Genomic DNA, 25,985 nt, shown 5'->3' with positions numbered 1-25,985 from the left:
GGCGACCAGTTGCTCCGGGTCGCGTCGCCCTTCCCTTCTGGTATATACTAGAAACGGAAAGAAGGAATTACGGTGGAAATTACCTATAGTAAAAAAGGTTGCAAGAAAGTCTTTAAAACGTATAAGCACCAGGTTGCAACCATCCAAAAGGCCGTTGCCGCCCAGCTTACCCAGCAATTTGCAACGAATTTCGCCAAAACCAAACTCGCAACCCGGATTCCCGTCGCGGGGACCAAGTGTTACGAATGCCGGGTTAACCCTCCTCAGTTACCAGCGATGCGGGTCGCCTTCACCCGGCACGGTGCCGACGCAACCGTGGAGTACCTAACAACTAACATCACGAAGGCAGACTTTACCCAGGAGCTAGAACAGTTTTTAGGGGGCAAATAAAATGAAACTGATTGAACTGAAACAGGCACAAAAAACAGCCCTTACCAACCTCAAAAAACGCCGGAAACAGGAACTGGGATTTTACACGTTTAAAAAGGACCGGTCCGTACGCATTAAGTTGATTGATGACGGCGGCGCCGAACTGATTGAACACGGGTACGCCGAGGAACGCACCCAGCTTGACGGGCAAAACGCCAAGCGGGCCCTGAAACGGGCGTTCAGCCGGGAATTTCCCCGGAGTCATAAGGTGTACGTTCAGGAACACTGATTAACCTAGGTAGCGTAAACAGCCCACCAAAGAAATAAGCGCGGTGATTGGATACCCATCCGCCTGAAGCAATCCCCTTCAAGCGATGCGGCTCTTCACCACGCTTATTTTTTCGCCTAATTTTCCTCATCTTGAATAAAGACGTACCGGGTTGGACTTGAAAATTCCGAGCGGTACCGGTAGCCCCGGGTTTGAAACTGCTGGGCATCTTCGGGATGGGTGACATTATTTTCTGCAAGGTAGCGGACCATCTCACCGCGGGCCATCTTCGCCAACGTTCCCCGCTGGACCACCCGCCCGTCAATTAATTTACCAAAAACACAGTCAATCAGCTGTTCGTCCGGTTGCAGGTACCGCCGCACCGTCCGGGCAAACATCGCCGAAGCAACGTTTAACACAACTTTTCCGTTCCGAAACGCCGCATCGTGCAACTTAGCTCCCCAAAAATCCGGGAGGTTACGGCTGCCATTTACGTGAATCTTGGCCTTCAGCTCTAACCGGTACGGGGCGACCCCGTCAAACGGACGGAGTGCGCCGTAAAAGCCCGACAGGATCGTTATGTGGTCTTGCAGGTAGGCGAGCCCGTGATCAGTAAACAAGTCGGGCGCCATGTACTGGTACGCGAGTCCCTGAAAGGCCATAATTGCCGGCGTAAGGTTATGCTCCAGGTCCATGGTTTGAAGGGCATGGTAGCTTGCCTTAGTAATCCGGTCACTTGCATGCCACATCACTGCCAGTTCGTCATAACTCATTGCCCGTAAATAATCCCGGATGATCCGCGCATCATCCAGGTACAGGGGCCGGGTCACGTCCTGAAAGTCATCCGTATCCCGCATCATCTTCTTGGCGGGCGAAATAATAATTCCAAGTTGTTCCATGTTTATTCCACCCCCGCAACGAGGTCCGCGACGACCTGGTCGTTAACCTTCATCTGCGCATCGTCTCCCAGCAAAAAGATTGGCGTGCGCTGATCGTCCATGAAAAACGGTAGGTTAAGGTTAATGCCATGGGCATGGACGGAATGGAACCCGTTAGCGTACTGGTACGCGAACGACCCGTGCGGCACCACCAGCCGCTCCACTGCCCGGAACGACCGGGCATGCTTTCCTGGTCCCTGCTCAACCGCTAACCAGTTGCGGTGCTGCTTATCCCGGCGGAGCGTCCGCTGGTTCATTACGGGCGTTGCAGCCTGAACCAGGGCATCCGTGAGGCTTGCGATTACGGGAGTGAATGCTTCCTTCTGTTCTTCCCCAACAAACCGCCGCACATCCCGGACAAGCTGCAGCCGGGCTGTCAGCACAAACCGGTCAAAGAGTGCCTGCTGTGCGTCCTCAGTCGGTTGCGCCTTAATCCAGCGGACACTTACCCACTGCTCATTTAGGGTCCGGAAAAGGACACGCGCCGCCTGGTTGCGCCCTTCTTTTCGCAACCAGCGGTAGGCATCCAGGGTTGCTTGGGCTTGGGTCATAAAGGCTGCCCCCGTCCCCTGCGAAATTCGGTCCGGGTGCGCGCTTTCGGGCCACTGCGGCACGGGCTGCGCCTTAAATTGTTCCATCAACTGGTGGTGCAGCTGCTGGAACTGCCGCCGTTCCCTATTGGTAGGATGACCCACCTTAAAAATAGCAGCCACAGTGGCGTCCAGCAGGCCGGCCACCAGCAACGATGTTCCGGTCACATCGTCAGTGAGCACTGCCGGCAAGTAGTACCCGTGAGTAAATAAGGAATTTATTCCGTAAAACACTAGGTGGCAGTAATTGTGCTGATCGGCCAGCACATACCGGGCAACGTCCGCAATGCTACTAATTTTAGGCCCATGGCCCCATACTTCCGGGTCCGTCCGGTACCACGTTTTCCTGCGATCATCGCGCCCAAACGACGCTAAATCACAGTACTGCACCCGCTGTTCGACCGTATTGAACGCCGTCCGTTCATCATCAATTTGTTGGGCTAACCAGCTGGCAAGACTCATATGGTGCTGGCCCCAACACTGCCCGTCCTGAGCAGCAAACGCCGAAGCCAGTGGTTCCCGGTCCATAAACGAATCGGGCTGGGAACAGATTGCCCTTGTCCACAGGTACTGCCGTAGCCGGCTTGAATGGTAAAAGAGTTGCGCCCGGGCAACGCTTTCCCCGTAGTCGTGCAGGATAAATAATAAGAAAACGTCCCGCTCGTAGATGGGCCGTGAAATCACCCGGGCAGCCGCCAGCATGTGGCGGTTAACCAATGCCCGGTAATCATCCGCTAACGTACAGGTCAACCGCACCATCTGCCGCACCGTCTTAGTCGCGGTCTGATCGGAGAGCCGGACCACCTGGTTTTCCGCCGTTAACAGGGCGGTTAGTTGTTTAATTAGGGCCAGCGCATTTGCTGTCATTAAGCCCACCTTCCTTAGTCACTTTCTCTCCCCATCTTACCAAAAAGTACTGGGAATTAGCACGAAAAGGAGGTTATCACGTCAGATAACCTCCTCCGTTATGGTAATGGTCTGTGGGAGACCCACAGATGGGGGATGAAAGTATGCGTTGTTCGGGCAAAACGCTTTTACCCCGCATCGGGGTCGTGGAGAAATTTCACTTTTTACCCGCGCACATTTTCATTCTTAGTATAGAAACGCCCCCCTTTGGCTTCAAATAATATGCTCACGCGATCCTGGCAGCCAGTTTGCCAAACATCACATGTTTATTAAAAAGAGAACATTTTTACTTATAATTAATTGATAATTGGTCGGTTAACTAACAAACGGTTATGGTACACTTAACAACGGTGCATTTTTCATTATTAGGTCACCAAAGGAGGAATTATCACAATGGATGATTTATCTAAGGCCAATAAAAAATCATACATAAGTTGGCCGGTTCTCGCCCTAATGGACTTCGTGACGGTCATTGGTTTTGACGATTTAATTTATAACTTCCAAAACCAGGGACTAAGCGTCATTACGTCGTGGATCATTATGCTCTTTTTCTACGTTATTCCGTATTCTTTAATGGTCGGCCACCTTGGGTCGGCGTTTAGCAACGAAGGGGGCGGTTTAAGTTCATGGGTCCGGGGAACCAGCGGCGAATTTCTCGGCTACTTCACCGCCTGGACGTACTGGGCCGCCTCAATTCCCTACGTGGTTGATACGGCAAACTCCATCGTCGTTGGGTTAGGCTGGGCCTTTAACGGCAACGACCACCTCGAACACGCCCTTTCCAACAGCATGTTTGCCCTCTTAAGCCTGATTGTTTTCGTGGTATTCATCGTCATTCAGTCGCGGTTTAAGCATTCCATGGAAATTCTCAGTACCATCGGGGGGATTGCCATGTTTGGGATGACCGTACTGTTTGTTATCATGACGATTACGGCCATTGCGATGGGCGGCCACATTGCCACCCAACCGATGAACCTGCACGCCATCTTACCGAAGTTTAACTTCAAGTACTTTGCGACGGTCGGCATGCTGATTTATGCCATGAACGGGGCCGAACTAGTTGCGCCGTTTGTGACCCGGATGAAAAAACCAAAGACGGATTTCCCGAAGGCAATGATCATGTTGGCAGTCATGACCGCCTTCTTAACCATCTTCGGGTCCTTCTCCCTGGGAGTCTTCTTTAACGCCCACCACCTGCCAAACGACCTTAAAATGAACGGGTCGTACTACGCCTTCCAGGCCCTCGGACGGCACTATCACATGGGGAACTTCTTCATGTACTGCTTCGCGTGGACCGAGGTCTTTTACCTGGCCGCCCTGCTAGCGGTATTACTTGATGCCATGACCCGGATGTTGATTTCGGATACCGGGACTAAGTACATGCCGAAGTTTTTACGGAAGACAAACGCCGCGGGACTCCCAATCAACGGGTACATCCTTACGTGCGTTCTAAGTGCGTTCATCATTGGTTTGGGAATCTTCTTGCCTGACATGAACGACATCTTCAACTGGCTGCTGAACTTAAACGGGATCGTCTCCCCAGGAGTGACCTGCTGGATCTTCTTCGCCTTCATCATGGTGCGGCTCAAGCAGGACCAGTTCCCGTCCACCTACGTTTACATTAAGAACCGGAAGTTTGCGTTGGTTGTTGGGTGGTGGATGCTGATTGTCACGGCAATTGCCACCATCCTTGGAATTGCCCCACAGGACGTCACCACGTTCTCCAGCACCTGGTGGTATGAACTGGTCATCAACATCATTGCCATTGTCGTCCTCGTCGGTCTGGGAATTATCCTGCCGTACATCACCCGGCGGGAACGGCGCAGCACAACCGGCGTGGCCTTTACCAAACCGCAGTGGATTAGCATGGTCGCCATTTTGCTTGTCGCCCTCATTAGTGCCTTTTACCTGGGTGGAACCCACCTCACCAGTCGGTGGTGGCTAATTGGGATTATCGCCGTACTCACGGCGGTGTTACTGATCATTATCGGCAAGCCGGAACATGACCGACAAAACTCATAAGGACGCTTGTCTTTTATTGGGGAAGTCGCTATAATGGTTGGGTTGTTATTAATTAGGTTATATTCGTCGTTCCGTTTCGGGACGGCGTTTTCTTTTACATCACATTACCTGGAAAAAACAAGGGGGCTGCGCATTCTAGCACAGCCTCCATTATTTTTCATAGAACTGACTTAACCCGCTCTTTAAGCGTGCCGGTGACGCCAGCGCTGAACGGCAGTATCACCGACGTACAGGAGAATCCCCGCTGCCAGTAACAACGCCCCAAAGACAATTACCCGCCATTGCAGGTTAACCAGGATATACCCGCACACAATCAGGGCTAAGACCGGGACGGTGATCCCCCCATGAAGGTGGAATCCAGTGTGGACTGGTTCCTTATGCTGGTGTTGCCGCCACTTTACGCGCAGCATTACCAGCGCGGTGGAGAAGTACTGCACCAGCGACACAATTACCGCACACGGAACCAGGAACAGGTAGTTTCCACTCAGGAAAAGGAGTGCACACACGCCCGCCGTCAGGAGAATTGCCACCCACGGCGCCCCGTTCTTCGTCTTAATGCCAAAGAACGCCGGCAAAAGCTTGTGCTCGTTTGCCAGGGAGGATGCCACAAACGGGGTGCTGTATGACAGGGAAATCGCTACTCCTAGAATCGACCCGATTGTTCCAACCGTAATAATCAGCTTCCCCCAGAACCCAAACCGGGTGGCAAACGCCAGGGCTAACGGGGCGGAACTCGTCGCAATCCGCCGGCCCAGCATTCCAATTACCACAACAAAGACCACCACGTAGAGGGTAACGACCGCCGTAATCACCGCCAAGAGTTCCCGGGGCAGGTTCTTTTGGGGATTCCGCATTTCTGCCGCCGCCACCGGCAGGAACGCAAACCCGGTGTACATGTAAAAGACGTTACTGTACGCGTTGTTGTACGACGCAAACGAGTGCGCTGGACTGTGCAGGAGGTGCGCCCCATGGATAAACCAGATTCCACCAATAATAAACAGGATTAAGACGGCCAACTTTAACAGGGTGGCCGTATCATTGGCTGCGTTTGACACCCGCTGGCCTAAAATTCCAATCACCGAAATCGCAAGGATAACCAGAATCCCAGTTATCCGGTAAGTACCTGAATGGTGGAGCTGGGGAAAGAATACCTGCAGGGCCGTCAAAAACGCCGCAATTTCGGTTGCAATCGTCATCACGCCCTGAAGCCAGGTAAATAACCCCACTTCAAAGCCGGCAAACTGGCCAAACTCGTTGTAAGCGTACAGCCACCCCGCGCCGTTTCCGCTGGTACGGCTTGCCAAACCCGCGTAGCACAGTGCCAGCAACAGCGCGGAAATTCCCGAAAGAATTAGAATCGGAATAATCATGATCCCCGCTTTAGCATACAAGCTTCCTGGCAGCAAAAACGCCGCGGAGCCAATCATACTGTCGACTCCCAGGAGAAACACTGAAAACGGACTCATCTTGTGCTCTGCCTTTGTCATTTAAATCGCCCTCTTAAAATTAAATTGTTTCTTTGCTTAAAAACACGTAGAATGGACAAATGAGAATTATGTAAACGGAGGAATAACGGATGCAAAACCACCTGATTGCCTTAGATTTAGATGGAACCACCCTTACAAGTGCGGGTACGGTGACACCCTACACCAGACGGGTGCTCCAGGCAGCCAGTAATGCCGGTCACATCGTCGCAATTGTCAGTGGTCGCCCATACCGCATGTGCACGACAATTTACGATGAACTTGGCCTGACCAGCCCAATGATTAACTTCAACGGCGCCCTCGGCAGTATTCCCCACCAGCACTGGGAGGGTGAATACACCGAAACAATTGACCCGCAAATCGCCTTAGCCATTGAGGAGGCAAAGGAAGAACTCAACCTCAAGATTGTTTCCATTGAGAGCAAGTTCCGCTGCCTGGTCGACCGGCTTAATTACGAGGTCGATGAGTTCTTCCCCCTGGCAACGCGCCCGGACCAGTTGCTACGGGCGGAAAACATCCAAAACGATCCGCTTTCAATCATGCTGATTACTGATAACCAGAAAACCAAGGACGCAACGGTCGCCGCGCTTGAAACCCGGTTCGGGAATCAGATTCACGTGGGTGTTTGGGGCGGCCCGCGGCCAATCCTCGAACTCTCCCGCCGCGGCGTCAGCAAAACAACCGGCATTAAACACCTCATGGCAACGTACCACATTCCGCGTGGGGCGGTCGTTGCTTTCGGCGACGAACACAACGACACCGAAATGCTCAGCTTTGCCGGCCACGGAGTCGCGATGCACAACGCAACGCCGCAGATTAAGGCGGTGGCAGACGCCATCACTCCCCAGGATAACGACCACGACGGGATGGCGCACTACCTAGCAGATTACCTGCACCTTACCGTTTAGGAAGGAAACCTCCTTCCAGTAAATAATTATACTCTTATTCCGTAAAATTATCGGAAAAGGATAAATAAAATAGACTATGATTTTTCCGTCACAGTCTATTTTATAACCTAAATCCTACTTTTCTTCGTCGCTCTTCATCACACCCGCAACCGAATACCGGTCGTGCTGCATTTCGTTAAGCACGATGTGGATGTGTTCAGCCGGTGCGCCCGTGTTCTTCGAAATCGCAGCGGTAACGTCCTTTACCAGGCTCCGCAGTTGCTCCTCTGAACGGCCAGCTAATAAATCAATATGGACTAATGGCATGTTAACCCCTCCTTACCGCCATTTATCACCCTTATTTTACCGGGCCGCCCTAGCGAATTCAAGCGCATCCCAGCCCCAGTGTGATACAATCGGGGTAACTTTAATCTACCTGGGAGGGATTCGCATGCCCCGGAAAGAAGACTACTTTTCATCATGCACGAGTATTTTAGTTGGTAAAAACGCCATGGCGGCGGGGACCCCGATTATTGGACGCAACGAAGACGCCAACACCGCGTGGCCCAAGCACATGGTGGTTCACGCTCACCAGGAGGCCCCTACGCCCCAGCAATTTAAGTCGCCGGATAACGGCTTTACCATTGATTTACCGACTACCCGGTTAAAGTACACGGCAACCCCCGAATGGACGCCAAAGTACGGTGTCTTTGAGGAAGACGGGATTAACGAAGAAAACGTTGCGATGAGCGCGACCGAAAGTGCCTACGCTAACGAACGGGTGCTGGCCTACGATCCGCTCAACACCACTACGGGGATTGGGGAAGAAGCCATGGTCACGGTAGTGCTGCCGTACATTCATTCAGCCCGGGAAGGCGTTACCCGGCTAGGAAAAATTGTTACGGAGCACGGGGCGGCGGAAACAAACGGTGTCTTGTTTGCCGATGAGAACGAAGTGTGGTACATGGAAATTGCGACGGGCCATTACTGGGTCGCCCAGCGGATTCCGGACGACGCCTATGCGGTCGTTGCCAACCAGCTAGCAATCCAAGAAGTTGATTTAACCGATCCGACAAACTTTATGGCGGCACCGGGAATCGCTGATTTTGTCAATGAGCACCACCTCAACCCGAACCCGACCACCTTTAATTTCCGCAATATTTTTGGCACCCACACTGCCAGCGACGAAACGTACAGCACACCCCGGGTGTGGGTTGGTCATCAATTACTTTCCCCTAAGCAAGCGGAAGCGGAAACGGAAACCCCAACGAGTGAGGAACTGCCGTTTATCATGCGGCCGGACCACCTGTTGCAACGGGAAGATTTAATGACGCTCCTTGCCAACCACTACCAGCAAACCCCCTACGATTTACTGGGGAAAGATGCTGAGAATAAACACCGCTTCCGGCCAATTAGCCTGGCTAAAACGCAGGAATCCCACCTGCTGGAAATTCGGCCCACAATGCCAAAGGAAATGCGGGGCCTTCACTGGTTAGCCATGGGAGTGACCGCCCAAAGCGTGTTTGTTCCCACCTACGCGGGCGCAACCGACGTTCACGCTGCTTACAAGGTCGGCAAACACGAATACAGTCCTGACTCGGCGTACTGGACCTACAAACTGGCGGGCGTGCTCGTTGACGCCCACTACCCGGTTTTAGGCGACAAACTGCACAAGGTGCAGCAGGAACTGACGACTGCATACCGACGGATGATTGCAACAACCGATGAACAGTTGCTGGCAGTTTCGCCGGCACTCCGAACGGAACTGATGACTACCGCATCAATTAAGATGCAGGCAATGGGGTTAGATAAGATGAACGCCCTCATTAGCGCCCTCGTGACGGAAGCAACCGCCCTGTCACCACTTAACTTTAAGACGGACGCTAACCTGTAGCCAGGCCGCCAGAAACAAAGCAGCTATCGTATTAAACCAATAAGGAGGCTGGGATTGTAGTCCCAGCCTCCTTATTTCTTAGAAATACGGTAATTTTATTCAACCGCCGTGATCTTAACCGTCATTTCACCGCCCGGCGTTGTCAGCGTAACTTCTTCGTTCAGTTTGTGACCAATCAACCCCTTGGCAATCGGTGATTCGTTTGAAATTTTGCCGTTAAACGGATCTGCTTCTGCCGCCCCAACAATCTTGTAGGTTTCCGGTTCTTCGTCCGGTAATTCCTGGAACGTGACGGTCTTCCCCACAGCCACTTCGTTCTTATCGATGCTTTCGCTGTCAATAATTACGGCATGGTGCAGCATGTTTTCCAGTTCTTTAATCCGGCTTTCGTTGAAGGACTGCTCGTCCTTCGCTGCCTCGTATTCGGAGTTTTCCGAAAGATCCCCGAATGACCGGGCAATCTTAATGCGCTTAACAATTTCCGGCCGCCGGTTTGTAATCAGGTCGTTTAATTCATCCTCAATCTTTTTCTTTCCTTCAAAGGTCATTGGAAATGACTTTTCATCTGCCATGAATGTTTTCCTCCTGTCCAGTTAGTGCACTGTCGATTATACCACGCTAAACCTGTTCGCGGTTTTTGCGGATAACATCGCGAATCTTTGTTACCAGCAGGTCGATGGCCACGTGGTTTTGGCCCCCTTCCGGCACGATAATATCAGCGTACCGCTTCGTCGGCTCGATGAACTGGTGGTACATCGGCTTAACGGTTGCCATGTACTGGTTAATAATTGAATCAAGGGAGCGACCCCGTTCTTCCATGTCCCGCTGAATCCGGCGAATAATCCGAATATCATCGTCAGTATCAACGAAGATCTTGATGTCCATCAAATCCCGTAACCGCGGGTCATTGAGCACCAGAATTCCCTCAACGATGATGACTTCCTTCGGTTCCTGAATGATGGTTTCCTTACTCCGGGTATGGTTGACGTAGTCGTACACCGGCTTTTCAATCGTTTCCCAGTTCCGCAGTTGCTTTAACTGCTTAATAAAGAGGTCAGTATCAAAGGCATCCGGATGGTCGTAGTTCGTTTTCACCCGTTCTTCAAAGGGCTTATCATCCTGATTCTTGTAGTACGAATCCTCCTGAATCATCAGGATTGAGTGCCCGTTCAGCTGGTGAAAAATTGCCTCACTAACGGTTGTTTTGCCACTTCCGGAGCCGCCAGTCACCCCGATAATAACAGGCCGGCGCCGTGTTTCTTTTTCTGTCATCGCTTCACTTACTCCTTAGTTGTTATCACTATCTACCTTATTGACGTTCTGCTGGTGCGCGCTGTAGGTCCGCGTAAAGTAAACCTTTCCGGTCTTCATGTTGGCCACAAAGTACAGGTAGCCCTGGTCACGGTCCTTGGGGTGTAAGACGGCCTGCACGGCAATGATGCTTGGGTTGTTAACCGGTCCAGGACCGACTCCCGTATGCTGGTACAGGTTGTACGGGGAGTTCACCTGCAAGTCCTTGTAGCTGATGTTCTTATGGTGCTTATTTAAGGCGTACTGGATTGAAACGTCCGACTGAATCTTCATGTTCTTATCCAACCGGTTCTCAAAAACCCCCGCGATCTTTGCCTGAACATCTGCGCTCCCGCCTTCACCCTGAACCAGGGCAGCAAGGGCTAAGGTTTCCTGCACAGTCCATCCCCGGTGCTTAATCTCGTCGTAGTACGGGTTCATTTCCTGGTTTTCCTTAGCAACCATCTGTTCAACCAGCTGCTTTAGCGTCGTGTGCTTTCCTGCATAGTACGTTGCCGGGTACAAGTAACCCTCAAGCCGGTAGCGCACGTGCTTGGCGCTCATTGCTGAACCAAGCAGTTGCGGATACTTCTTTGCAAGGGACTTGATGAAGGCCTTATTTTGCATCAGGTTCAAGAAGTCCTGCTTCGAATAGTGCGTACGGGCTTGAATGACGTTTCCAATTTCGTCAATCGTGGCTCCTTCCCGAACAAGCACGCGGCCGGCAAGCGGATGGCTGTTCCCGCCCCGCTCAAGGCTTTTAGCAATCTGGTTAAGCGTCATTGCGGGAGTAAACTCATAGTAGCCCGCCTTGAAGTTTCCCATATTATGCTTCCGGGTGTACCGGTTAAAGACAAACCCACTCTTAATGACGTGCTTCTTCTCAAGTAACGCCCCAATCTGTTTTGGTGAACTTCCCACGGGGACCTTCACCTCAATCTGCTGGTGCGAATTTGGATTGAGCGGTTGCTCAGCACTCCGAATATAGTGCATCCCAAAGACAACAACTAAAAGAACCAGGACGACAATGCCCCCAACGGTTCCCCAAACGACTTTCCGGCCGTCCTTCTTCATCCGCTGGTGTTGGTGCCGCCGGGTTACCCGTTCGGTATTCCGGTTTTGATTAGCCACAATACCCCTCCTAACAAACTTTATCCTTGCCATTATACAATAGATTTGCCTGAATACCACGCTGAATTCCAGCAAACGCCCCAAAAAACGAGCAATAAAGCAAAAAGAGGAGGTCATCTGACACCTCGTCAAATGACCAGTCCTCTTCTAAAGCATGTTCATTATTCGCTTAAAAGGCCTTTTCCAACGGTGGAACCACCTGCTTCTTCCGGGAGACAACCCCCGGCAAATCCATCTTCCCATCCGTAATCTTCTTACCAAAGGCCTTTTCAACGACGTCCTGTGGTTCACCAACCACCATCAGCCGCGTATCAGAGTTAAGAATGTCCGTTACCATCAGTAAGAACAGGTCGTAACCTTCCGCTGCATTTTGCTTTTCGATGGCAGCCCGGAAAGCATCTTCGCGCTTGAAGACGTCGTTTAAATCAACCGTGTTAATCTGGTCGATCCGGATGGTCTTGCCACCCATGCTAAATGACTTCGCGTCGGCACTAATCAACTGTTCCTCACTCTTGTCATCGAGGTTTGTCCCGGCCTTTAACATTGCCAGTCCGTATTCCTCATAGTCGACCCCCGCAATGGCAGCCAATTCCTTTACCGCCTGCCGGTCTTCATCGGTTGTTGTTGGGGACTTCAGTAACAGCGTATCGGAGATAATTCCGGAAAGCATTAAGCCCGCAATGTTCTTTGGCACGTCAATCCCGTGCTGCTTGTATTCTTTGTAGATAATCGTACTGCAACAGCCAAGCGGTTCTGCGTGGAAGTACAGTGGCCCCTGCGTTTCAAAGTTGGCGATCCGGTGGTGGTCAACCACGTGCGTGACCGTCACGTCTGCCAGGTCATCAACACTCTGCTGGGCCTCGTTGTGGTCAACCAGCATAACCGCGTCAACCTCCGGCGCAGCCTTAGTGATTACCCGCAGGGCTGGTTCGTTAAAGTAGTCCAATACAAACTTGGTCTCATCGTTGGGTTCGCCAAGCGCAACGGCTTCAACGTCGCCCCCAAGCTTGTTTTGTAAGTATGCGTATTCCTTAGCGCATGCAATCGTGTCGGTATCTGGGTTCTTGTGTCCAAAAACTAATTCTTTCATGCCACTGTCTCCTCTTAATTATTCTTCCTTAAAACTACCGCGCCTGGTGAATTGCTGTCAAGCGTTCGGTGTAATCCTTCTCATCAAGGTACTCCTTGAACTTATCCATAAAAAACGCAATCCGCGGAATTGAGCCCTTATCCTTGCGATAGATACAGTCCATGTCAAAGTGAATGGCCGGCGTAAAGCGCTGCACCGTTAAGGGGTTTTCTTGGTCGTGCGCTAACAAGAACGACTTTGGCAGCACCGTGCTAACGCGGTTACTAATCGCAAACCGAAAAATCTGGGATGGTCGGGTAAAGGACGCAACGTAGTTTGGCTCGGTTGCCATCCGCTGTTCGGATGCCGTATTAATCACCTGATGAATATAGTAGTTTCCTGGGTATGAAACCCAATCCATCGTGGTTGCCGTTGCCAACTTGATTGACGCCGCCGTTGCGTGCGGATCCGCGTTTAAAAACATCAACTCATCGGTAATAATCCGCCATTTCTCGTATGCCCGCCAGTCCTTAATCCGGTTATCTGGCAAGTAAAGAATGGCAATGTCTAGGGTATTGTCATCCAAGCCCGCCCAGATTTCCTTCCGCGACATCATGTAACACTGAATCCGAACGTCCGGGTGTTCGTGGGCATACCGCGTTACAAAGTCCGTAATCACGGTATCCTCAATTGAGGACAAAATTCCAACGTTGATTACCCCGTACGTCGCCGAACTAATCTGCTGGATTTCATTTTGTGCCCGGTTCAGGATATCCTTTACCTGCCTGGTTGCATCCAGCATTGTATATCCAGCATCGGATAAGTGAAGTGTTTTTCCCGTCGAATAAAATAGCGGTGCGCCAATCGCCTTTTCCAGCCGCTTAATTTGCTGGGTAAGAGCAGGTTGGGAAATTCCAAGAATTTTCGCCGCCCGGGTATAGCTCATGGTTTCCACTAATTGCAAAAAATACGACAGTGCTTTTGCTGAAAAAATATTCTTCTTCCTCTTCATCGTTGTCCTCACTATTCGTACTTAACGCAGTAACGTTATCTCCCGGTGGTTTCCCACCAACCGTAGATTAACATTATATTAAGGCCCCCGCTGGTAATCAAGTTAAATTTATCCGGTTGCTTAGCTTACTTAAACCGGGCGCCCCACGCCTGCGGGTCCTGCCGCCAATCAGCAAGAACGGCCCGATCTTCAGCGGTAACGTAGTTTTCTTCAACCGCAGCATCTAACAATTCAGTGTAGTTGGTAATGGTTGTATACGGAATCCCAGCTTCTTGGAAGTTAGCGTCCAACTGTGGCAGCTGGTAACTAAAGATTCCGGCCACCCCGATGACCTGAGCACCTTCGTTTTGAGCAGCCGTAACCGCCTTAAGGACACTGCCTCCAGTTGACAGTAAGTCATCAACTACCACTGTCTTTGCTCCGTTTGGCAGGACCCCTTCAACCTGCCGGCCCTGCCCGTGGTCCTTTGGTTTAGAACGAACATAAACGAGCGGGAGGTTTAATTCCGCCGCAACCCACGCCGCGTGGGGAATCCCTGCCGTTGCGGTCCCGGCAATTACCTCGGCATCCGGGTAACGGTCCTTAATCTGCGCAGCAATCCCCTGCGCAATCCGGGTCCGGATTTCCGGGTAACTAATCGTTAACCGGTTATCACAGTAAATCGGGCTCTTTAACCCACTCGCCCACGTAAACGGTTTGGCCGGTGACAATTCAACGGCCTTAATTGACAAAAGGTCCTTTGCAATTTGTTTCATTCGTTATTCCTCCCATAGCTTCTTTACTAACCGGTATGCGGCGACCGGATCATCCGCCTGAGTAATTGCCCGGCCGACCACGATTGCACTCGACTGGTTGGCCGCCGCCTGATCAGGGGTCATGACCCGCTTCTGGTCACCAACGGCACCGCCTGCTAGTCGAATTCCCGGGGTTACCCGCATAAAGTCTGGTGCGGTAGCCGCCGCAATCGCTGCGGCTTCGTGGGCGGAGCATACGACGCCGTCCATGCCGGCCTGCTGGGCAACACGCGCATAGTTAAGTACGCTCTCTTGCAAACTAGCTTGAATCAACTGCTCGCGGTGCATCTGCTCCTCGCTCGTTGACGTCAACTGGGTGATTGCGAGCACCTGAGGAATCCGCTGCCCGGCAGCTCCATCCAGCAGCCCTTCCTTGGCCGCGGCCATCATCTCCTGACCCCCCGCAGCGTGCACGGTCGTCAGTTGCACTCCGAGTTTACCCAGCACCCGGGCGGCCGCGTGGACGGTATGGGGAATATCATGAAGCTTCAGGTCAAGAAAGACATCATGCCCGCGGGCAATGACTTCACGGACAAAATCCTGCCCTTCACCGTAGTACATTTCCATCCCAATTTTTACGAAAAGGTGTTCGTCCTGGGGAAAGCGGTCCAAAAAACGGACTGCGTGTTCCCGGTCAGGAAAATCCAGTGCAATAATTGGCCGGTTAATCTTCATTCGTAAATTTCCTCCTTACATCAGCATACAACTGGGTGAGGCTCTCAATGTGAAGCTCATCCATTAAGGCCGGCAGTGCCGCCGCAATGTGTTCAATGGCATGGGCGTCTTCAAAGTGAGCGCTCCCGACAGCAACGGCACTTGCACCCGCCATCATCATTTCAATCACGTCTTCAGCCGTCGCAACGCCGCCCATCCCGATGATTGGCAGGGTTGTTGCGTGGGCGACCTGATAAATCATCCGCACCGCAACCGGTTTGACCGGCTGACCGGAGTATCCGCCCGTGACGTTGGCGACAACGGGTTGCCCCGTATGCACGTCAATGTGCATTCCCAGTAGCGTGTTAATTAGGCTTAACCCGTCAGCCCCTCCGCATTCGGCGGCAAGGGCAATTGCCACGATATCCGTGACGTTCGGGGTCAGTTTAACGTAAACGGGAAGTGCCCCCACCCGGTCCTTCACGGCGCGGGTAATGGCTTCAACCTGTACAGGATCCGTTCCAAACAACATTCCTTCATCCTTGACATTCGGGCACGAAACGTTGATTTCCAAAGCATTCACCGGCGCAGCCGCCAATTTCGCAGCCACCATGGCGTATTCTTCCACCGATCCCCCCGAAACACTCGCAATAATTGGTAATTCCGGGTACTTTTGCCGGACTGCGGGAATCTTCTCATTAGCGACTGCATCTACGCCGGGTCCCGCTAACCCAACGGCGTTTAGCACACCGTTCTCCAGAACCGCAATCCGGGGTTCGGGATTTCCCACCCGGGGTCGGGGCGTTGCGGTCTTAATAACCATCGCCCCGAACTTGTTAAGGTCGACCTGCTGGGCTAAGGGGGTGTCCCCAAAGCCAAACGTTCCGCTTGCAGGCATCAGCGGGTTTTTCAGTGCTAGTCCCGGAAGTTTAACGGCTAACCGGTTAGTCGTTTCCATCAATCCTTCACCTCATCTTATAGTGCGTCCGTCGCAAACGACCGGTTCTCAAGCGCCTTTAGGAGGGCGTCCGCCGTGTTCAGCGACGTTACCAGCGGAATATTATGCTCGATCGCCGTTTGCCGGATTACGAACCCGTCGGAGGCAACGTCCTGGTCATCACCCATCGTGTTAATGACCAGCTGAACGGCATTCCGCTGGAGCATGCTCAAAATACCCTGGTGCTCCTGGTCGTCCTCACCAATCTTGTTGACCTGGGTAACGTGGAGCCCGTTATTCTCAAGGAAGTGGGCCGTCCCCTTCGTCGCAAAAATCCGGTAACCAATCCGGCTAAAGCGCTTAGCCAGTGGCAGCACGGCTTCCTTGTCCCGTTCGTCAATGGTTAACAGCACGCGGCCAGCTTCTGGCAGTTCCATCTTGGCCCCAACAAAGGCCTTGTAGAGGGCCTTCTCAAACGTCTTGTCGCTTCCCATAACTTCTCCAGTAGACTTCATCTCCGGCCCGAGGTAACTGTCAACGTCGGCCAGTTTACTGAACGAGAAGACCGGCGCCTTGACGTTTACGCGGTCGCTTTCCGGGAAGAGACCGGACTCGTATCCCAGATCTTTCAGTGTGGCGCCAAGAATAACCTTTGTCGCCACCTGTGTCATTTTGATCCCCGTGATCTTACTTAAGAACGGCACTGTCCGGCTGGCCCGCGGGTTGACTTCCAGGACGTACACTTGGTTGTTGTGCACGATAAACTGGATGTTCATAATCCCGATACACTTGAGGGCCACGGCCAGTTTCTTAGTGGCCGCAACGATCTGGTCCTTGATGTCCTGACTAAACGTTTGCGGCGGGTACACGGCCATCGAGTCACCGGAGTGAACGCCGGCATGCTCGATGTGTTCCATGATTCCTGGCAGCAGCACGTCGGTCCCATCACAGATGGCGTCCACTTCACACTCACGACCTTCCAGGTAGGCGTCAATCAAAATCGGGTGGCCAATTGCCGCCGTGGCGTTATCTTTCAGGTAGGCCAGAAGTTCCTCTTCGTCGTTTACGATGGCCATGGCCTTCCCGCCCAGAACATAACTCGGCCGCACCAGAACCGGGTAACCGATTTCCCGGGCACACTTGAGAACGGCCTCCTGGGTCGTCGCCGTCTTCCCAACCGGCTGCTTCAAACCAAGATCGTTAATCACTTCATCAAACAGCTCACGGTCTTCCGCCCGGTCAAGGTCCTTCACCGTAGTCCCGAGAACCTTAACCCCGTGGGCCTCCAGCCCAGCCGCAAGGTTAATGGCGGTTTGGCCCCCGAACTGAACAATCACGCCCTTTGGTTGTTCGAGGTCAACGACATTGAGAACGTCTTCTAGCGTGAGGGGTTCGAAGTACAGTTTGTCTGAAACGGAGAAGTCGGTGGACACCGTTTCTGGGTTAGAGTTCATAATAATGGCTTCGTACCCGGCATCTTGGATGGCCTTTACGGCGTGGACGGTGGCATAGTCAAACTCAACCCCCTGCCCAATCCGGATTGGACCAGACCCAATTACCATCACGGATTCCTTCTTTGAACGAATGCTTTCGTTTTCCTGGTCGTAAGCACTGTAGAAGTACGGTGTGTGGGATTCAAATTCAGCCGCACACGTATCCACCATCTTGTAAACCGGCATAATTTGGTTATCAATCCGGAGCTTGCGGACATCATCTTCTTCAACGTCCCACAACCGCGCAATCGTGTAATCGCTGAAGCCGTAGTACTTTGCCCGCCGTAAAACATCGACGTCGCGCCGGTTGGCCGCTAACTCCTGCTCCAACTCGGTAATGTGCTTAACGATATCCAAGAAGTACGGGCTAATCTTAGTAAACTCGTGAACCTCTTCTAAGGTGTAACCCCGCCGAAAAGCCTCTGCCAGGTAGAACAGCCGGTCATCCTGCGGGTGGACCAGTTTGGCTTCTAATTGATCATCCGTGGCTTCCTGCGCAGCCTGTGAAATCAAGTCTTTTTCGTCAATTTCCAGCGACCGGACAGCCTTTTGGAGCGCTTCTTCAACGTTCCGGCCAATCGCCATTACTTCCCCCGTCGCCTTCATCTGCGTCCCGAGGTTCCGGTCCGCCTTAGTGAACTTATCAAACGGCCACCGCGGAATCTTGGCCACCACGTAGTCGAGGGCTGGTTCAAATTCAGCGTAGGTCGTCCCCGTTACCGGATTAATGATTTCATCAAGCGTCAGCCCGACCGCAATCTTCGCCGCCATCTTGGCAATCGGGTACCCCGTTGCCTTGGAAGCCAGGGCCGATGACCGCGATACCCGCGGGTTGACTTCAATCACGCTGTAGTTAAAGCTGTTCGGGTCAATGGCCAGCTGAACGTTACAACCCCCCTCAATCTTGAGGGCCCGAATCAACTTGAGGGCGCAGTCCCGTAGCATTTGGTATTCGCGGTCCGTTAGCGTTTGCGTTGGCGCCATTACGATTGAGTCTCCGGTGTGAATCCCGACCGGATCGAAGTTTTCCATCGAGCAAACCACCATTGCGTTGTTGGCGGAGTCGCGCATTACTTCAAACTCAATTTCCTTGTATCCCTTAATACTCTTTTCAATCAAACACTGGGTCGCTGGCGAGAGGTCCAACCCGTTGGCAACGATTTCCTCGAGTTCTTCCTTGGTGTCACACATTCCACCACCGGTGCCCCCCATAGTGAAGGCCGGCCGGACAATCACCGGGTACCCAATTTCAGCGGCAAAGTCCGTGGCTTCTTCCACGGTATTAACCGTCTTAGAAGGCGGGACTGGTTCGTCTAAGTCCTTCATCAACTGCTTAAAGCGTTCCCGATCCTCCGCCTGGTCAATCGCATCCAGCTTAGTCCCAAGCAGTTCAATTCCGAGTTCGTCCAGAATCCCTGAATCGTGCAGGGCCACGGCCAGGTTTAACCCAATCTGTCCCCCGATTGTTGGTAAGAGGGCATCCGGGTATTCCTGCCGAAGAATCCGCGAAACGGAATCAACCGTGAGGGGTTCGATGTACACCTTATCGGCGATTTCCGTGTCGGTCATAATCGTGGCCGGGTTGGAATTAACCAAAACTACCTCGTACCCCTCTTCCCGTAATGCCATGCAGGCCTGGGTTCCGGAGTAGTCAAATTCAGCAGCCTGGCCGATAATAATTGGGCCGGAGCCGATTACCATGATCTTGTGAATATCTGTTCGCTTAGGCATTACGGTGCGCTTCCTTTCGTTCGTCAATGAGTTGCATAAAGTCGTCAAACAGGTCAACCGCATCGTGCGGGCCTGGGGCTGCGTCCGGGTGGAACTGGACGGAGAAGGCCGGGTACTTCCGGTGCCGGAGTCCTTCAACGGTGTGGTCGTTGATTTCCTGGTGCGTAATGATCAGTTCGTCCGGGTCAACCGAATCCGGATCAACTGCATACCCGTGGTTCTGAGAGGTAAACATGATCCGGCCCGTTGCGATTTCCCGTACCGGATGGTTAAAGCCCCGGTGACCGAACTTCATCTTGAAGGTCTTCGCCCCATTAGCCAGCGCAAAGACCTGGTGTCCCATACAAATTCCCATCAGCGGAATGTGCTTTTCAACCTCCCGAACCATGGCAGCGGCTGCCGGAATATCCTCCGGGTCACCAGGACCGTTTGACAGCAAGACCCCGTCCGGATTAAGCCGTAAAATCTCCTCGGCAGTGGCGGTTGCGGGCAGCACAATCGTGTTGCACCCGCGCTTGCCCAGTTCGCGTAACATACTGTGCTTGAGGCCGTAGTCTACCAGGACCACGTTGCGCTTGCTTCCCGGGTTCGGGTACGGTTTGCTGGTCGTGACCTGTTCAATGATGCCAGCATTAATCACCGTGGCCTTCAGCTGATCTAAGGTGTGCTTATCCGGCGCAACGTTTGTAATCCGGCCCTTCATCGTTCCGTGGGAGCGGATAATCTTGGTCAGCATCCGCGTATCAATGCCCTTAATCCCCGGAATATCCATCTGCTTTAAGAAGTGGTCGAAGGTGTCCTGCTTTCGCCAGCTACTAGAAACGCGGGCTAACTCCCGGCAAACCACCCCACAACAGCTGGGTTCAATTGATTCGTAGTCATCCAGGTTGACACCGTAATTTCCAATCAAAGGGTTCGTAAACGTCAGAATCTGGTTGGCGTACGACTGGTCCGTGACGGATTCCTGGTATCCCGTCATCCCGGTATTAAACACAACTTCACCGGTACATTCACCGGCCGCCCCAAAGGCTTCGCCGGTAAAGACGGTGCCATCTTCAAGTACTAAGTAACGCTTCACGGTTTAGTCCTCCTTTTGCTCGTAAACAACCTGACCGGCAACCATGGTTAAAACGGTGGTCCCGTATACCCGGTGACCGGTAAACGGCGTGTTGGTTCCCTTGGAGTAGTATTCCCCTGCGCTCAACACGTGCGGGTGTTCCAGGTCAAAAATGGCGATGTCCGCCGGTTGCCCTGGCATCAACGTCCCCGCCTGATCCAAGTGGAACAGTTCTGCTGGCCGGCGACTCAGCCAATTCAGCAACTGCGCCAGTGTAAAGACACCCGTCCGGACATAGCGCGTATACAGTGTGCTAAACGCCGTCTCACTTCCGGTAATTCCAAACGCAGCGTGCCGTAAGTCACCCGTTTTTTCTTCCTTACTATGCGGAGCGTGGTCGGTAGCAATCATGTCAATTGTTCCGTCTAACAAGCCATCGATAACGGCCTGCCGGTCAGCTTCACTCCGCAGCGGCGGGTTCATCTTGAAGTTGGGATTGTCTGCCGTTACGTCGTCTTCCGTAAGCAGCATGTGATGTGGCGCCGCCTCACACGTCACGGGAATACCCTGCTGCTTAGCCCACCGGACCAGTGCCACGCTTTCCTTCGTTGAAACGTGGCAGATGTGGTAGTGAACACCCGTTGCCTGCGCTAGTAATAGGTCGCGGGCAACCTGGGAAGATTCGGCCACTCCTGGAATCCCGGGAAGACCGAGTTTAGCAGCGCGGTCTCCGGCGTTCATCACCCCGTCAAGTTTGAGGGATTCGTCCTCAACGTGCGCTGCCAACGGTAGTCCCGTTGCAGCGATGCCTTCCATGGCCGTCATCATTGCCCCAGCCGTTTGAATTCCGGAACCATCGTTACTAAACCCGATCGCGCCCGCATCCTTCAACGCCTGATAGTCAACCGGTTCCTCACTCGTCCGGTTCTTGGTAATCGTGGCGTACTGGTAAATGTGAACAACCCCGTCCTGGGCATTGAGCTTTTCCATGTTCCGTAATTTCTCCGGTGTATCCGGAGCGGGGTCGACGTTGGGCATCGCACACACGGTCGTAAATCCACCGTGGGCAGCTGCCTGACTCCCCGTTTTAATGGTTTCCTTGTACGTTTGTCCTGGTTCCCGGTAGTGGACGTGAACGTCAACAAGTCCCGGCGCAACCAGCTTACCGGCCGCGTTAATGGTGCGGTCCACCTTTTCCCCTAAAGCGTCCAAATCCCGGCCGATGGCACGAATCCGGCCATCACTTACAAGAATATCCTGCTGGGTAATCTGATTATTATGAAAAACATTGCCGTCCTTAATTAAGATGTTCATTATTCTAGTCCCCCTAACTGCCGGCCCCGTAAGACCGCTTCAAGCATCGCCATCCGGGCAAAGACCCCGTTTTGCATCTGGTTCACAAAGCGTGATTTCGGCGCTTCAACCAGCGCACTTGTAAATTCCACGTCCCGGTTAATCGGACCCGGATGCATGATGATCGTCTGGTCCTTCATCCGGTCATACCGCTCCTGGTTAATCCCGTACTGTTTGTGGTAGGCAGCCGCATCAAACTGGTCATCCTCCCCGGCGGTATGCCGTTCGTGCTGGACCCGCAGGAGCATCACAACGTCAACCATGTCCACAAGGTCGTCAACGTCACAGTATTCGCCGTACGCCTTAAACTCATCACTAAACCAGTTTTCCGGTCCGGCAAAGTACAGCGTTGCACCGAGCGTCTTCAACATCTGCATGTCACTGCGGGCCACCCGGGAATTGGTCAGGTCACCGATAATGGCCACCTTCAACCCGTCGAAATGACCGAACTGCTCGTAAATTGTCAGCATGTCCAGCATGCACTGGGATGGGTGTTGCCCACTTCCGTCACCGGCGTTCAGGATCCCAACGTTCAGGTGCTGATCAGGGCGAAGATTAATCAGCTGGTTGTAGTATTCATTTTCGGAGTGCCGGATGACTGCCAGGTTGCACCCCACTGCTCCTAAGGTGAGCAGGGTATCGTACAACGTCTCCCCCTTTTTCATCGAACTAGCCTGCGGGAAAAACGGAATCGTTTGAATTCCGAGCCGCCGTTCCGCCATTTCAAAACTAGAACGGGTCCGCGTGGAGTTTTCAAAGAACATGTTGACCGCGTATACCGGCTGCCGCAGGTAAAAATCAGCGGTTCCGCGCTTAAAAGCCTGAGCCCGGTGGATAATTTTCATTACCTGATCAACTGTCAGGTCCTTAACGGATACAAAATGTGGTAAACGAACAAATTCGTCAGTCATTTCTGACTCCTTTCTGCCTTCTCGGCTTCCATCCCCGCAAAAATAAAAACCCGGACCGTTTTCCGCCGGTCCGGGCAAAAGAGAGTTTTCGCAAAGAAAACCCAACCGTTTTGCCCTCACGGGGGTCAATTAAATGGTTGAATTAAATCACTTATTTTCAATTGTAACGGCGTCATGGTCATCAACCTCAGTGACGGCCACCTTAACGTCTTCGTCCTGCGCCGTCGGGATGTTTTTCCCGACAAAGTCAGCGCGCAGCGGTAATTCCCGGTGTCCCCGGTCAATTAAGACCGCAAGTGAAATACGGGCAGGACGGCCCTGGTCCATTAGGGCATCTAACGCCGCCCGGATTGTCCGCCCGGTAAACAGCACGTCATCAACCAGAACAACGTTTTGCCCAGTCAGGTCAAGGTCATCGGCCTCCGCTGCGGCTTGCCGCTTAATCGATGATGGCTGATCATCCCGGTACTGGGACACATCCAGTTCCTTAACCGGAACAACCGCGCCTTCAAGCTGTTTTAACCGCGCCGCAATCCGGCGAGCAAGGAAAATCCCCCGGGTCTTAATCCCAACAAGCACTAAGCCCGAAACCCCCTTGTTTTTTTCGATGATCTCGTAGGTCATCCGGGTCAACGCCCGCTTCATCGCCATCGCATCTAAGACTTGTTTGGTCATAAAGCTTCCTCCTGTTCACAAAAAGAACCACTTAGCCGTACAGTAAGGCTAAGTGGTTCTTCCGGCCATAGTAGCCGAACCGTACCCCCTTATTAGCCTCACGGGACTAAATTAAAAGGACAATTGTTATTCTTAATTTACTGAATCCGTCCCCGTTTGTCAAGCCGAGCAAGCGTTTTTTCAAACACCGGCGGAAGCGGGGCCGTAAAAATAAGCTGTTTGCCCGTTACCGGATGAGTAAAGCCCAACTTTCCCGCATGAAGAAACTGGCCGTTGCCCGCCAGCGTTTTCCGGGGGCCATATAGGGGGTCACCCGCCAACGGATGCCCGATGGATTTCATGTGAACCCGAATCTGGTGCGTCCGGCCAGTTTCAAGCTGGCACTTGATTAGCGTGTAATCGCCATACCGGTGCACCACCGTAAAGTGTGTTACCGCCGGGCGTCCGCCAGGAACAACCGCCTGTTGTTTCCGGTTCTTCGGGTTCCGGCCAAGTGGGGCGTTGATTGTCCCGTGGTCCTCCCGGATGTTGCCGTGAACAAGCGCCGTGTATTCGCGGATGTTGGTTTTAGCTTTGAGTTGGGCGGCCAAGGCCCGGTGCGCGCGGTCGGTTTTAGCCACCATCAATAGCCCGGACGTATCCTTATCAATCCGGTGAACAATTCCCGGCCGGTACGTCCCGTTAATGGTTGAAAGTGGGCAATGGTATAACAGAGCGTTGACCAACGTATGGTCGGGGTGGCCCGGTGCGGGATGAACCACCATTCCCTGCGGTTTATTCACCACCAGCACATCGTCGTCCTCATACACAATATCAAGCGGAATGTCCTCCGGCTGCAAATCCAGGTGCACTGGCGCAGGTTCCGTCACCTGAATCAGGTCGCCCTGCCGAACCTGATCCTTAGCGCGGGGAACGTTTCCGTTAACCGTGACCGCACCGGACTTAATCAACCGGTGAAACTGCGACCGGGAATACTGCGGAAACAGCTGGGGCAATACCTTATCAATCCGGCCCTGTTGGGTTGTAATCGTCGCCGTTAGCATGGGTCTACAGGGCATCGTCCTGCATCACGGTCAGCAGAACGATGATTACGCCAAACGTCAGGGCAATGTCAGCAATGTTAAAGATGGGAAACTGGATAAACTTAAACTTAAACATATCGACCACGTAGCCCACCACGAGCCGGTCGATGAAGTTCCCCAGCGTTCCCCCAATCATCAGGGAAATTCCCAAAGCATACCCCCAGTTATGCCACAGGTCACGGAAGAAGTAGATCATGATTGATAACGCGATCACGGTAAAAATCAGGAAGAAAATGCGGTGCCCGAGAAGAAGGCTCCACGCTGCCCCGTAGTTTTGAACGTGCGTCACTGATAAGATGTGCGGAACCAACGTGTAACTAACGTTTACCGGGATCTGGGTCCGCACAAAAAACTTAACGAGCTGGTCTAGTAATACGACCGCAAAAATAATTAACAAGTACATTGGCATAACTGATCACTCCGTGTCTAGCTATTCTTAATAGCCTAAAATAACCGTTCAATATCCTTTTTATTGTACTCTTTTTGCCTATAAGCGCCAACTATTAGCAAAACAAAGAGCCGGATGAGGAATCGCAAGCGATTCATCGTCCGACTTTTCACGTACACGTAAAATCAACGTTTTACAGAGTTCCGCAACATTCAAAGGAGAGTACAGGATTTGAACCTGCGCGCCGGTACTACCGGTTCGCCGGATTTCGAGTCCGGTGCATTACCACTCTGCCAACTCTCCATAACGTCATTTATTATAAAATGTTCGTGAGAAAGTTGCAACAATCATTTGGTTGGTGGTTATTTGTAATTACCTAGACAGAATTCCAAAAAAGACCGAGAAACTAGTTTTTCCCCAATTTCCTTTAATATTTACTTTGACGAACACCTAAAACGACGCATTAATCATCGTCATTATCGTCCTGATCAGCCGGCTGCTGCGAAGAACTACTCTGGGCCGCGGCCTGCTTGGCTAAACTCTGACTCTGCTGCTACTAACATACATGATTTCGTAAATCGATACGGGATGTTCCCCGTTGAATATAAAATTGAGCATGGTTGTCTACAAAAATAATACACTGTATAGTCTAGTTATACAGGAAGGAATATATCTAACATGGAGGTGGCTACTATGCTCACAGGAACAACACGTAAAATAGGCAATTCAGTTGTTGTTTCTATTCCCAGTGAATTCAAAGTACCTGTAGGACAACAGTATATCTTTCATCAAAGTCCCGATGGTTTCATTACAATGGTGCCTAAGGTAAAGAACCCATACACTTCAGATGATCCGTTCGTTCCTGCAGACGACAATAATAGTTTTGAACGAGCATCCATGGAGGAACAAGCGCATAACTAAAAATTACCGTCAGAGCGATATTGTTTGGATCAACTTTTCACCATCACTTGGTGAAGAAATGCGAAGGCCGCACCCCGCTGTTATTATTTTTTCTAACTAGTTACAATCGCAAGACCAACTATATTGTGG

The 25,985-nt window shown here is 52.3% G+C and carries 26 protein-coding genes and 1 tRNA gene; 7 read left to right on the top strand and 20 right to left on the bottom strand.

Features of this window, described 5'->3' with window-relative positions; genetic code table 11:
• Positions 1-72: 72 nt before the first annotated feature.
• Positions 73-390, top strand: a complete 318-nt coding sequence (locus QOR60_RS02125; protein ID WP_283581710.1) for a hypothetical protein — start codon at positions 73-75, stop codon at positions 388-390.
• A 1-nt stretch (position 391) separates the two neighbouring features.
• Entirely contained in the window at positions 392-658 is a 267-nt protein-coding gene (locus QOR60_RS02120; protein ID WP_283581709.1) for a hypothetical protein, read from the top strand.
• Positions 659-774: 116 nt separating this feature from the next.
• Here the strand turns inward: QOR60_RS02120 and yaaA are convergent, their stop codons facing one another.
• Positions 775-1,536, bottom strand: coding sequence for a peroxide stress protein YaaA (gene yaaA, locus QOR60_RS02115; protein WP_283581708.1), 762 nt, complete (start codon positions 1,534-1,536; stop codon positions 775-777).
• A 2-nt stretch (positions 1,537-1,538) separates the two neighbouring features.
• Positions 1,539-3,032 carry a type 1 periplasmic-binding domain-containing protein gene (locus tag QOR60_RS02110; RefSeq protein WP_283581707.1) on the bottom strand — a complete coding sequence of 498 codons (1,494 nt, stop codon included), beginning with the start codon at positions 3,030-3,032 and terminating at the stop codon, positions 1,539-1,541.
• 432 nt (positions 3,033-3,464) lie between these two features.
• On the opposite strand from QOR60_RS02110, the gene QOR60_RS02105 reads away from it, so the two are divergent.
• Complete coding sequence (locus tag QOR60_RS02105; protein ID WP_283581706.1) at positions 3,465-5,093, top strand: APC family permease; 1,629 nt, start codon at positions 3,465-3,467, stop codon at positions 5,091-5,093.
• 182 nt (positions 5,094-5,275) lie between these two features.
• Here QOR60_RS02105 and QOR60_RS02100 read toward each other — a convergent pair whose 3' ends face one another.
• On the bottom strand, positions 5,276-6,580 hold the full coding sequence (locus tag QOR60_RS02100; RefSeq protein ID WP_283581705.1) for an APC family permease: 1,305 nt from the start codon (positions 6,578-6,580) through the stop codon (positions 5,276-5,278).
• An 89-nt stretch (positions 6,581-6,669) separates the two neighbouring features.
• Between QOR60_RS02100 and QOR60_RS02095 the strand changes: the two genes are divergently transcribed.
• Complete coding sequence (locus QOR60_RS02095; protein ID WP_283581704.1) at positions 6,670-7,485, top strand: Cof-type HAD-IIB family hydrolase; 816 nt, start codon at positions 6,670-6,672, stop codon at positions 7,483-7,485.
• Between the two features lie 114 nt (positions 7,486-7,599).
• Here QOR60_RS02095 and QOR60_RS02090 read toward each other — a convergent pair whose 3' ends face one another.
• Positions 7,600-7,791, bottom strand: coding sequence for a 2-hydroxymuconate tautomerase (locus QOR60_RS02090; RefSeq protein ID WP_283581703.1), 192 nt, complete (start codon positions 7,789-7,791; stop codon positions 7,600-7,602).
• A gap of 124 nt (positions 7,792-7,915) precedes the next feature.
• Here QOR60_RS02090 and QOR60_RS02085 point away from each other — a divergent pair, with 124 nt between their 5' ends.
• Entirely contained in the window at positions 7,916-9,358 is a 1,443-nt protein-coding gene (locus QOR60_RS02085; protein WP_283581702.1) for a C69 family dipeptidase, read from the top strand.
• A 95-nt stretch (positions 9,359-9,453) separates the two neighbouring features.
• Here the strand turns inward: QOR60_RS02085 and greA are convergent, their stop codons facing one another.
• The 16 genes from greA to QOR60_RS02005 all read right to left on the bottom strand — a co-directional run bounded on the left by greA (position 9,454) and on the right by QOR60_RS02005 (position 25,238).
• Positions 9,454-9,930: a transcription elongation factor GreA gene (gene greA / locus QOR60_RS02080; RefSeq protein WP_283581701.1), complete on the bottom strand. Its 477-nt coding sequence runs from the start codon at positions 9,928-9,930 to the stop codon at positions 9,454-9,456.
• Positions 9,931-9,976: 46 nt separating this feature from the next.
• Positions 9,977-10,630, bottom strand: coding sequence for a uridine kinase (gene udk, locus QOR60_RS02075; RefSeq protein ID WP_283581700.1), 654 nt, complete (start codon positions 10,628-10,630; stop codon positions 9,977-9,979).
• A 15-nt stretch (positions 10,631-10,645) separates the two neighbouring features.
• Positions 10,646-11,722, bottom strand: a complete 1,077-nt coding sequence (mltG, locus tag QOR60_RS02070) for an endolytic transglycosylase MltG (protein ID WP_408612547.1) — start codon at positions 11,720-11,722, stop codon at positions 10,646-10,648.
• A 226-nt stretch (positions 11,723-11,948) separates the two neighbouring features.
• The gene (locus QOR60_RS02065; RefSeq protein WP_283581698.1) at positions 11,949-12,869 is read right to left on the bottom strand and encodes a manganese-dependent inorganic pyrophosphatase; all 921 of its coding nucleotides are present in this window, start codon (positions 12,867-12,869) and stop codon (positions 11,949-11,951) included.
• Between the two features lie 34 nt (positions 12,870-12,903).
• The gene (locus tag QOR60_RS02060) at positions 12,904-13,860 is read right to left on the bottom strand and encodes a LysR family transcriptional regulator (RefSeq protein ID WP_283581697.1); all 957 of its coding nucleotides are present in this window, start codon (positions 13,858-13,860) and stop codon (positions 12,904-12,906) included.
• 125 nt (positions 13,861-13,985) lie between these two features.
• Positions 13,986-14,615 carry an orotate phosphoribosyltransferase gene (gene pyrE, locus QOR60_RS02055; protein WP_283581696.1) on the bottom strand — a complete coding sequence of 210 codons (630 nt, stop codon included), beginning with the start codon at positions 14,613-14,615 and terminating at the stop codon, positions 13,986-13,988.
• A 3-nt stretch (positions 14,616-14,618) separates the two neighbouring features.
• A complete protein-coding gene (gene pyrF / locus QOR60_RS02050) occupies positions 14,619-15,329 on the bottom strand; it encodes an orotidine-5'-phosphate decarboxylase (protein WP_283581695.1) in 711 nt (236 codons plus the stop codon).
• Positions 15,319-16,266, bottom strand: a complete 948-nt coding sequence (locus QOR60_RS02045; RefSeq protein ID WP_283581694.1) for a dihydroorotate dehydrogenase — start codon at positions 16,264-16,266, stop codon at positions 15,319-15,321. The genes pyrF and QOR60_RS02045 overlap by 11 nt, the downstream gene beginning before the upstream one ends.
• Before the next feature lie 17 nt (positions 16,267-16,283).
• Positions 16,284-19,469 carry a carbamoyl-phosphate synthase large subunit gene (gene carB, locus QOR60_RS02040; RefSeq protein ID WP_283581693.1) on the bottom strand — a complete coding sequence of 1,062 codons (3,186 nt, stop codon included), beginning with the start codon at positions 19,467-19,469 and terminating at the stop codon, positions 16,284-16,286.
• Positions 19,462-20,547 carry a carbamoyl phosphate synthase small subunit gene (locus QOR60_RS02035; protein ID WP_283581692.1) on the bottom strand — a complete coding sequence of 362 codons (1,086 nt, stop codon included), beginning with the start codon at positions 20,545-20,547 and terminating at the stop codon, positions 19,462-19,464. The genes carB and QOR60_RS02035 overlap by 8 nt, the downstream gene beginning before the upstream one ends.
• A 3-nt stretch (positions 20,548-20,550) precedes the next feature.
• The gene (locus QOR60_RS02030) at positions 20,551-21,840 is read right to left on the bottom strand and encodes a dihydroorotase (RefSeq protein WP_283581691.1); all 1,290 of its coding nucleotides are present in this window, start codon (positions 21,838-21,840) and stop codon (positions 20,551-20,553) included.
• Positions 21,840-22,790, bottom strand: a complete 951-nt coding sequence (locus QOR60_RS02025; RefSeq protein ID WP_283581690.1) for an aspartate carbamoyltransferase catalytic subunit — start codon at positions 22,788-22,790, stop codon at positions 21,840-21,842. Before QOR60_RS02025 ends, QOR60_RS02030 begins: the two co-directional genes overlap by 1 nt.
• A gap of 147 nt (positions 22,791-22,937) precedes the next feature.
• Positions 22,938-23,465: a bifunctional pyr operon transcriptional regulator/uracil phosphoribosyltransferase PyrR gene (pyrR, locus tag QOR60_RS02020; protein ID WP_283581689.1), complete on the bottom strand. Its 528-nt coding sequence runs from the start codon at positions 23,463-23,465 to the stop codon at positions 22,938-22,940.
• Between the two features lie 137 nt (positions 23,466-23,602).
• The gene (locus QOR60_RS02015; RefSeq protein ID WP_283581688.1) at positions 23,603-24,523 is read right to left on the bottom strand and encodes an RluA family pseudouridine synthase; all 921 of its coding nucleotides are present in this window, start codon (positions 24,521-24,523) and stop codon (positions 23,603-23,605) included.
• Positions 24,513-24,956 carry a signal peptidase II gene (gene lspA, locus QOR60_RS02010; protein WP_283581687.1) on the bottom strand — a complete coding sequence of 148 codons (444 nt, stop codon included), beginning with the start codon at positions 24,954-24,956 and terminating at the stop codon, positions 24,513-24,515. The genes QOR60_RS02015 and lspA overlap by 11 nt, the downstream gene beginning before the upstream one ends.
• A 195-nt stretch (positions 24,957-25,151) precedes the next feature.
• A tRNA-Ser gene (locus tag QOR60_RS02005) sits at positions 25,152-25,238 on the bottom strand.
• Between the two features lie 390 nt (positions 25,239-25,628).
• On the opposite strand from QOR60_RS02005, the gene mazE reads away from it, so the two are divergent.
• Positions 25,629-25,856, top strand: a complete 228-nt coding sequence (gene mazE / locus QOR60_RS02000) for a type II toxin-antitoxin system PemI/MazE family antitoxin (RefSeq protein WP_283581686.1) — start codon at positions 25,629-25,631, stop codon at positions 25,854-25,856.
• Positions 25,783-25,956, top strand: coding sequence for a type II toxin-antitoxin system PemK/MazF family toxin (locus tag QOR60_RS06915; protein WP_408612528.1), 174 nt, complete (start codon positions 25,783-25,785; stop codon positions 25,954-25,956). The genes mazE and QOR60_RS06915 overlap by 74 nt, the downstream gene beginning before the upstream one ends.
• Positions 25,957-25,985: the final 29 nt, after the last annotated feature.

Source organism: Ligilactobacillus hohenheimensis (genome assembly GCF_947381805.1).
Classification (GTDB): Bacteria; Bacillota; Bacilli; order Lactobacillales; family Lactobacillaceae; genus Ligilactobacillus; species Ligilactobacillus hohenheimensis.
The sequence above is the reverse complement of the archived record's forward strand: the minus strand, read 5'-3'. Positions and strand labels throughout refer to the sequence as shown.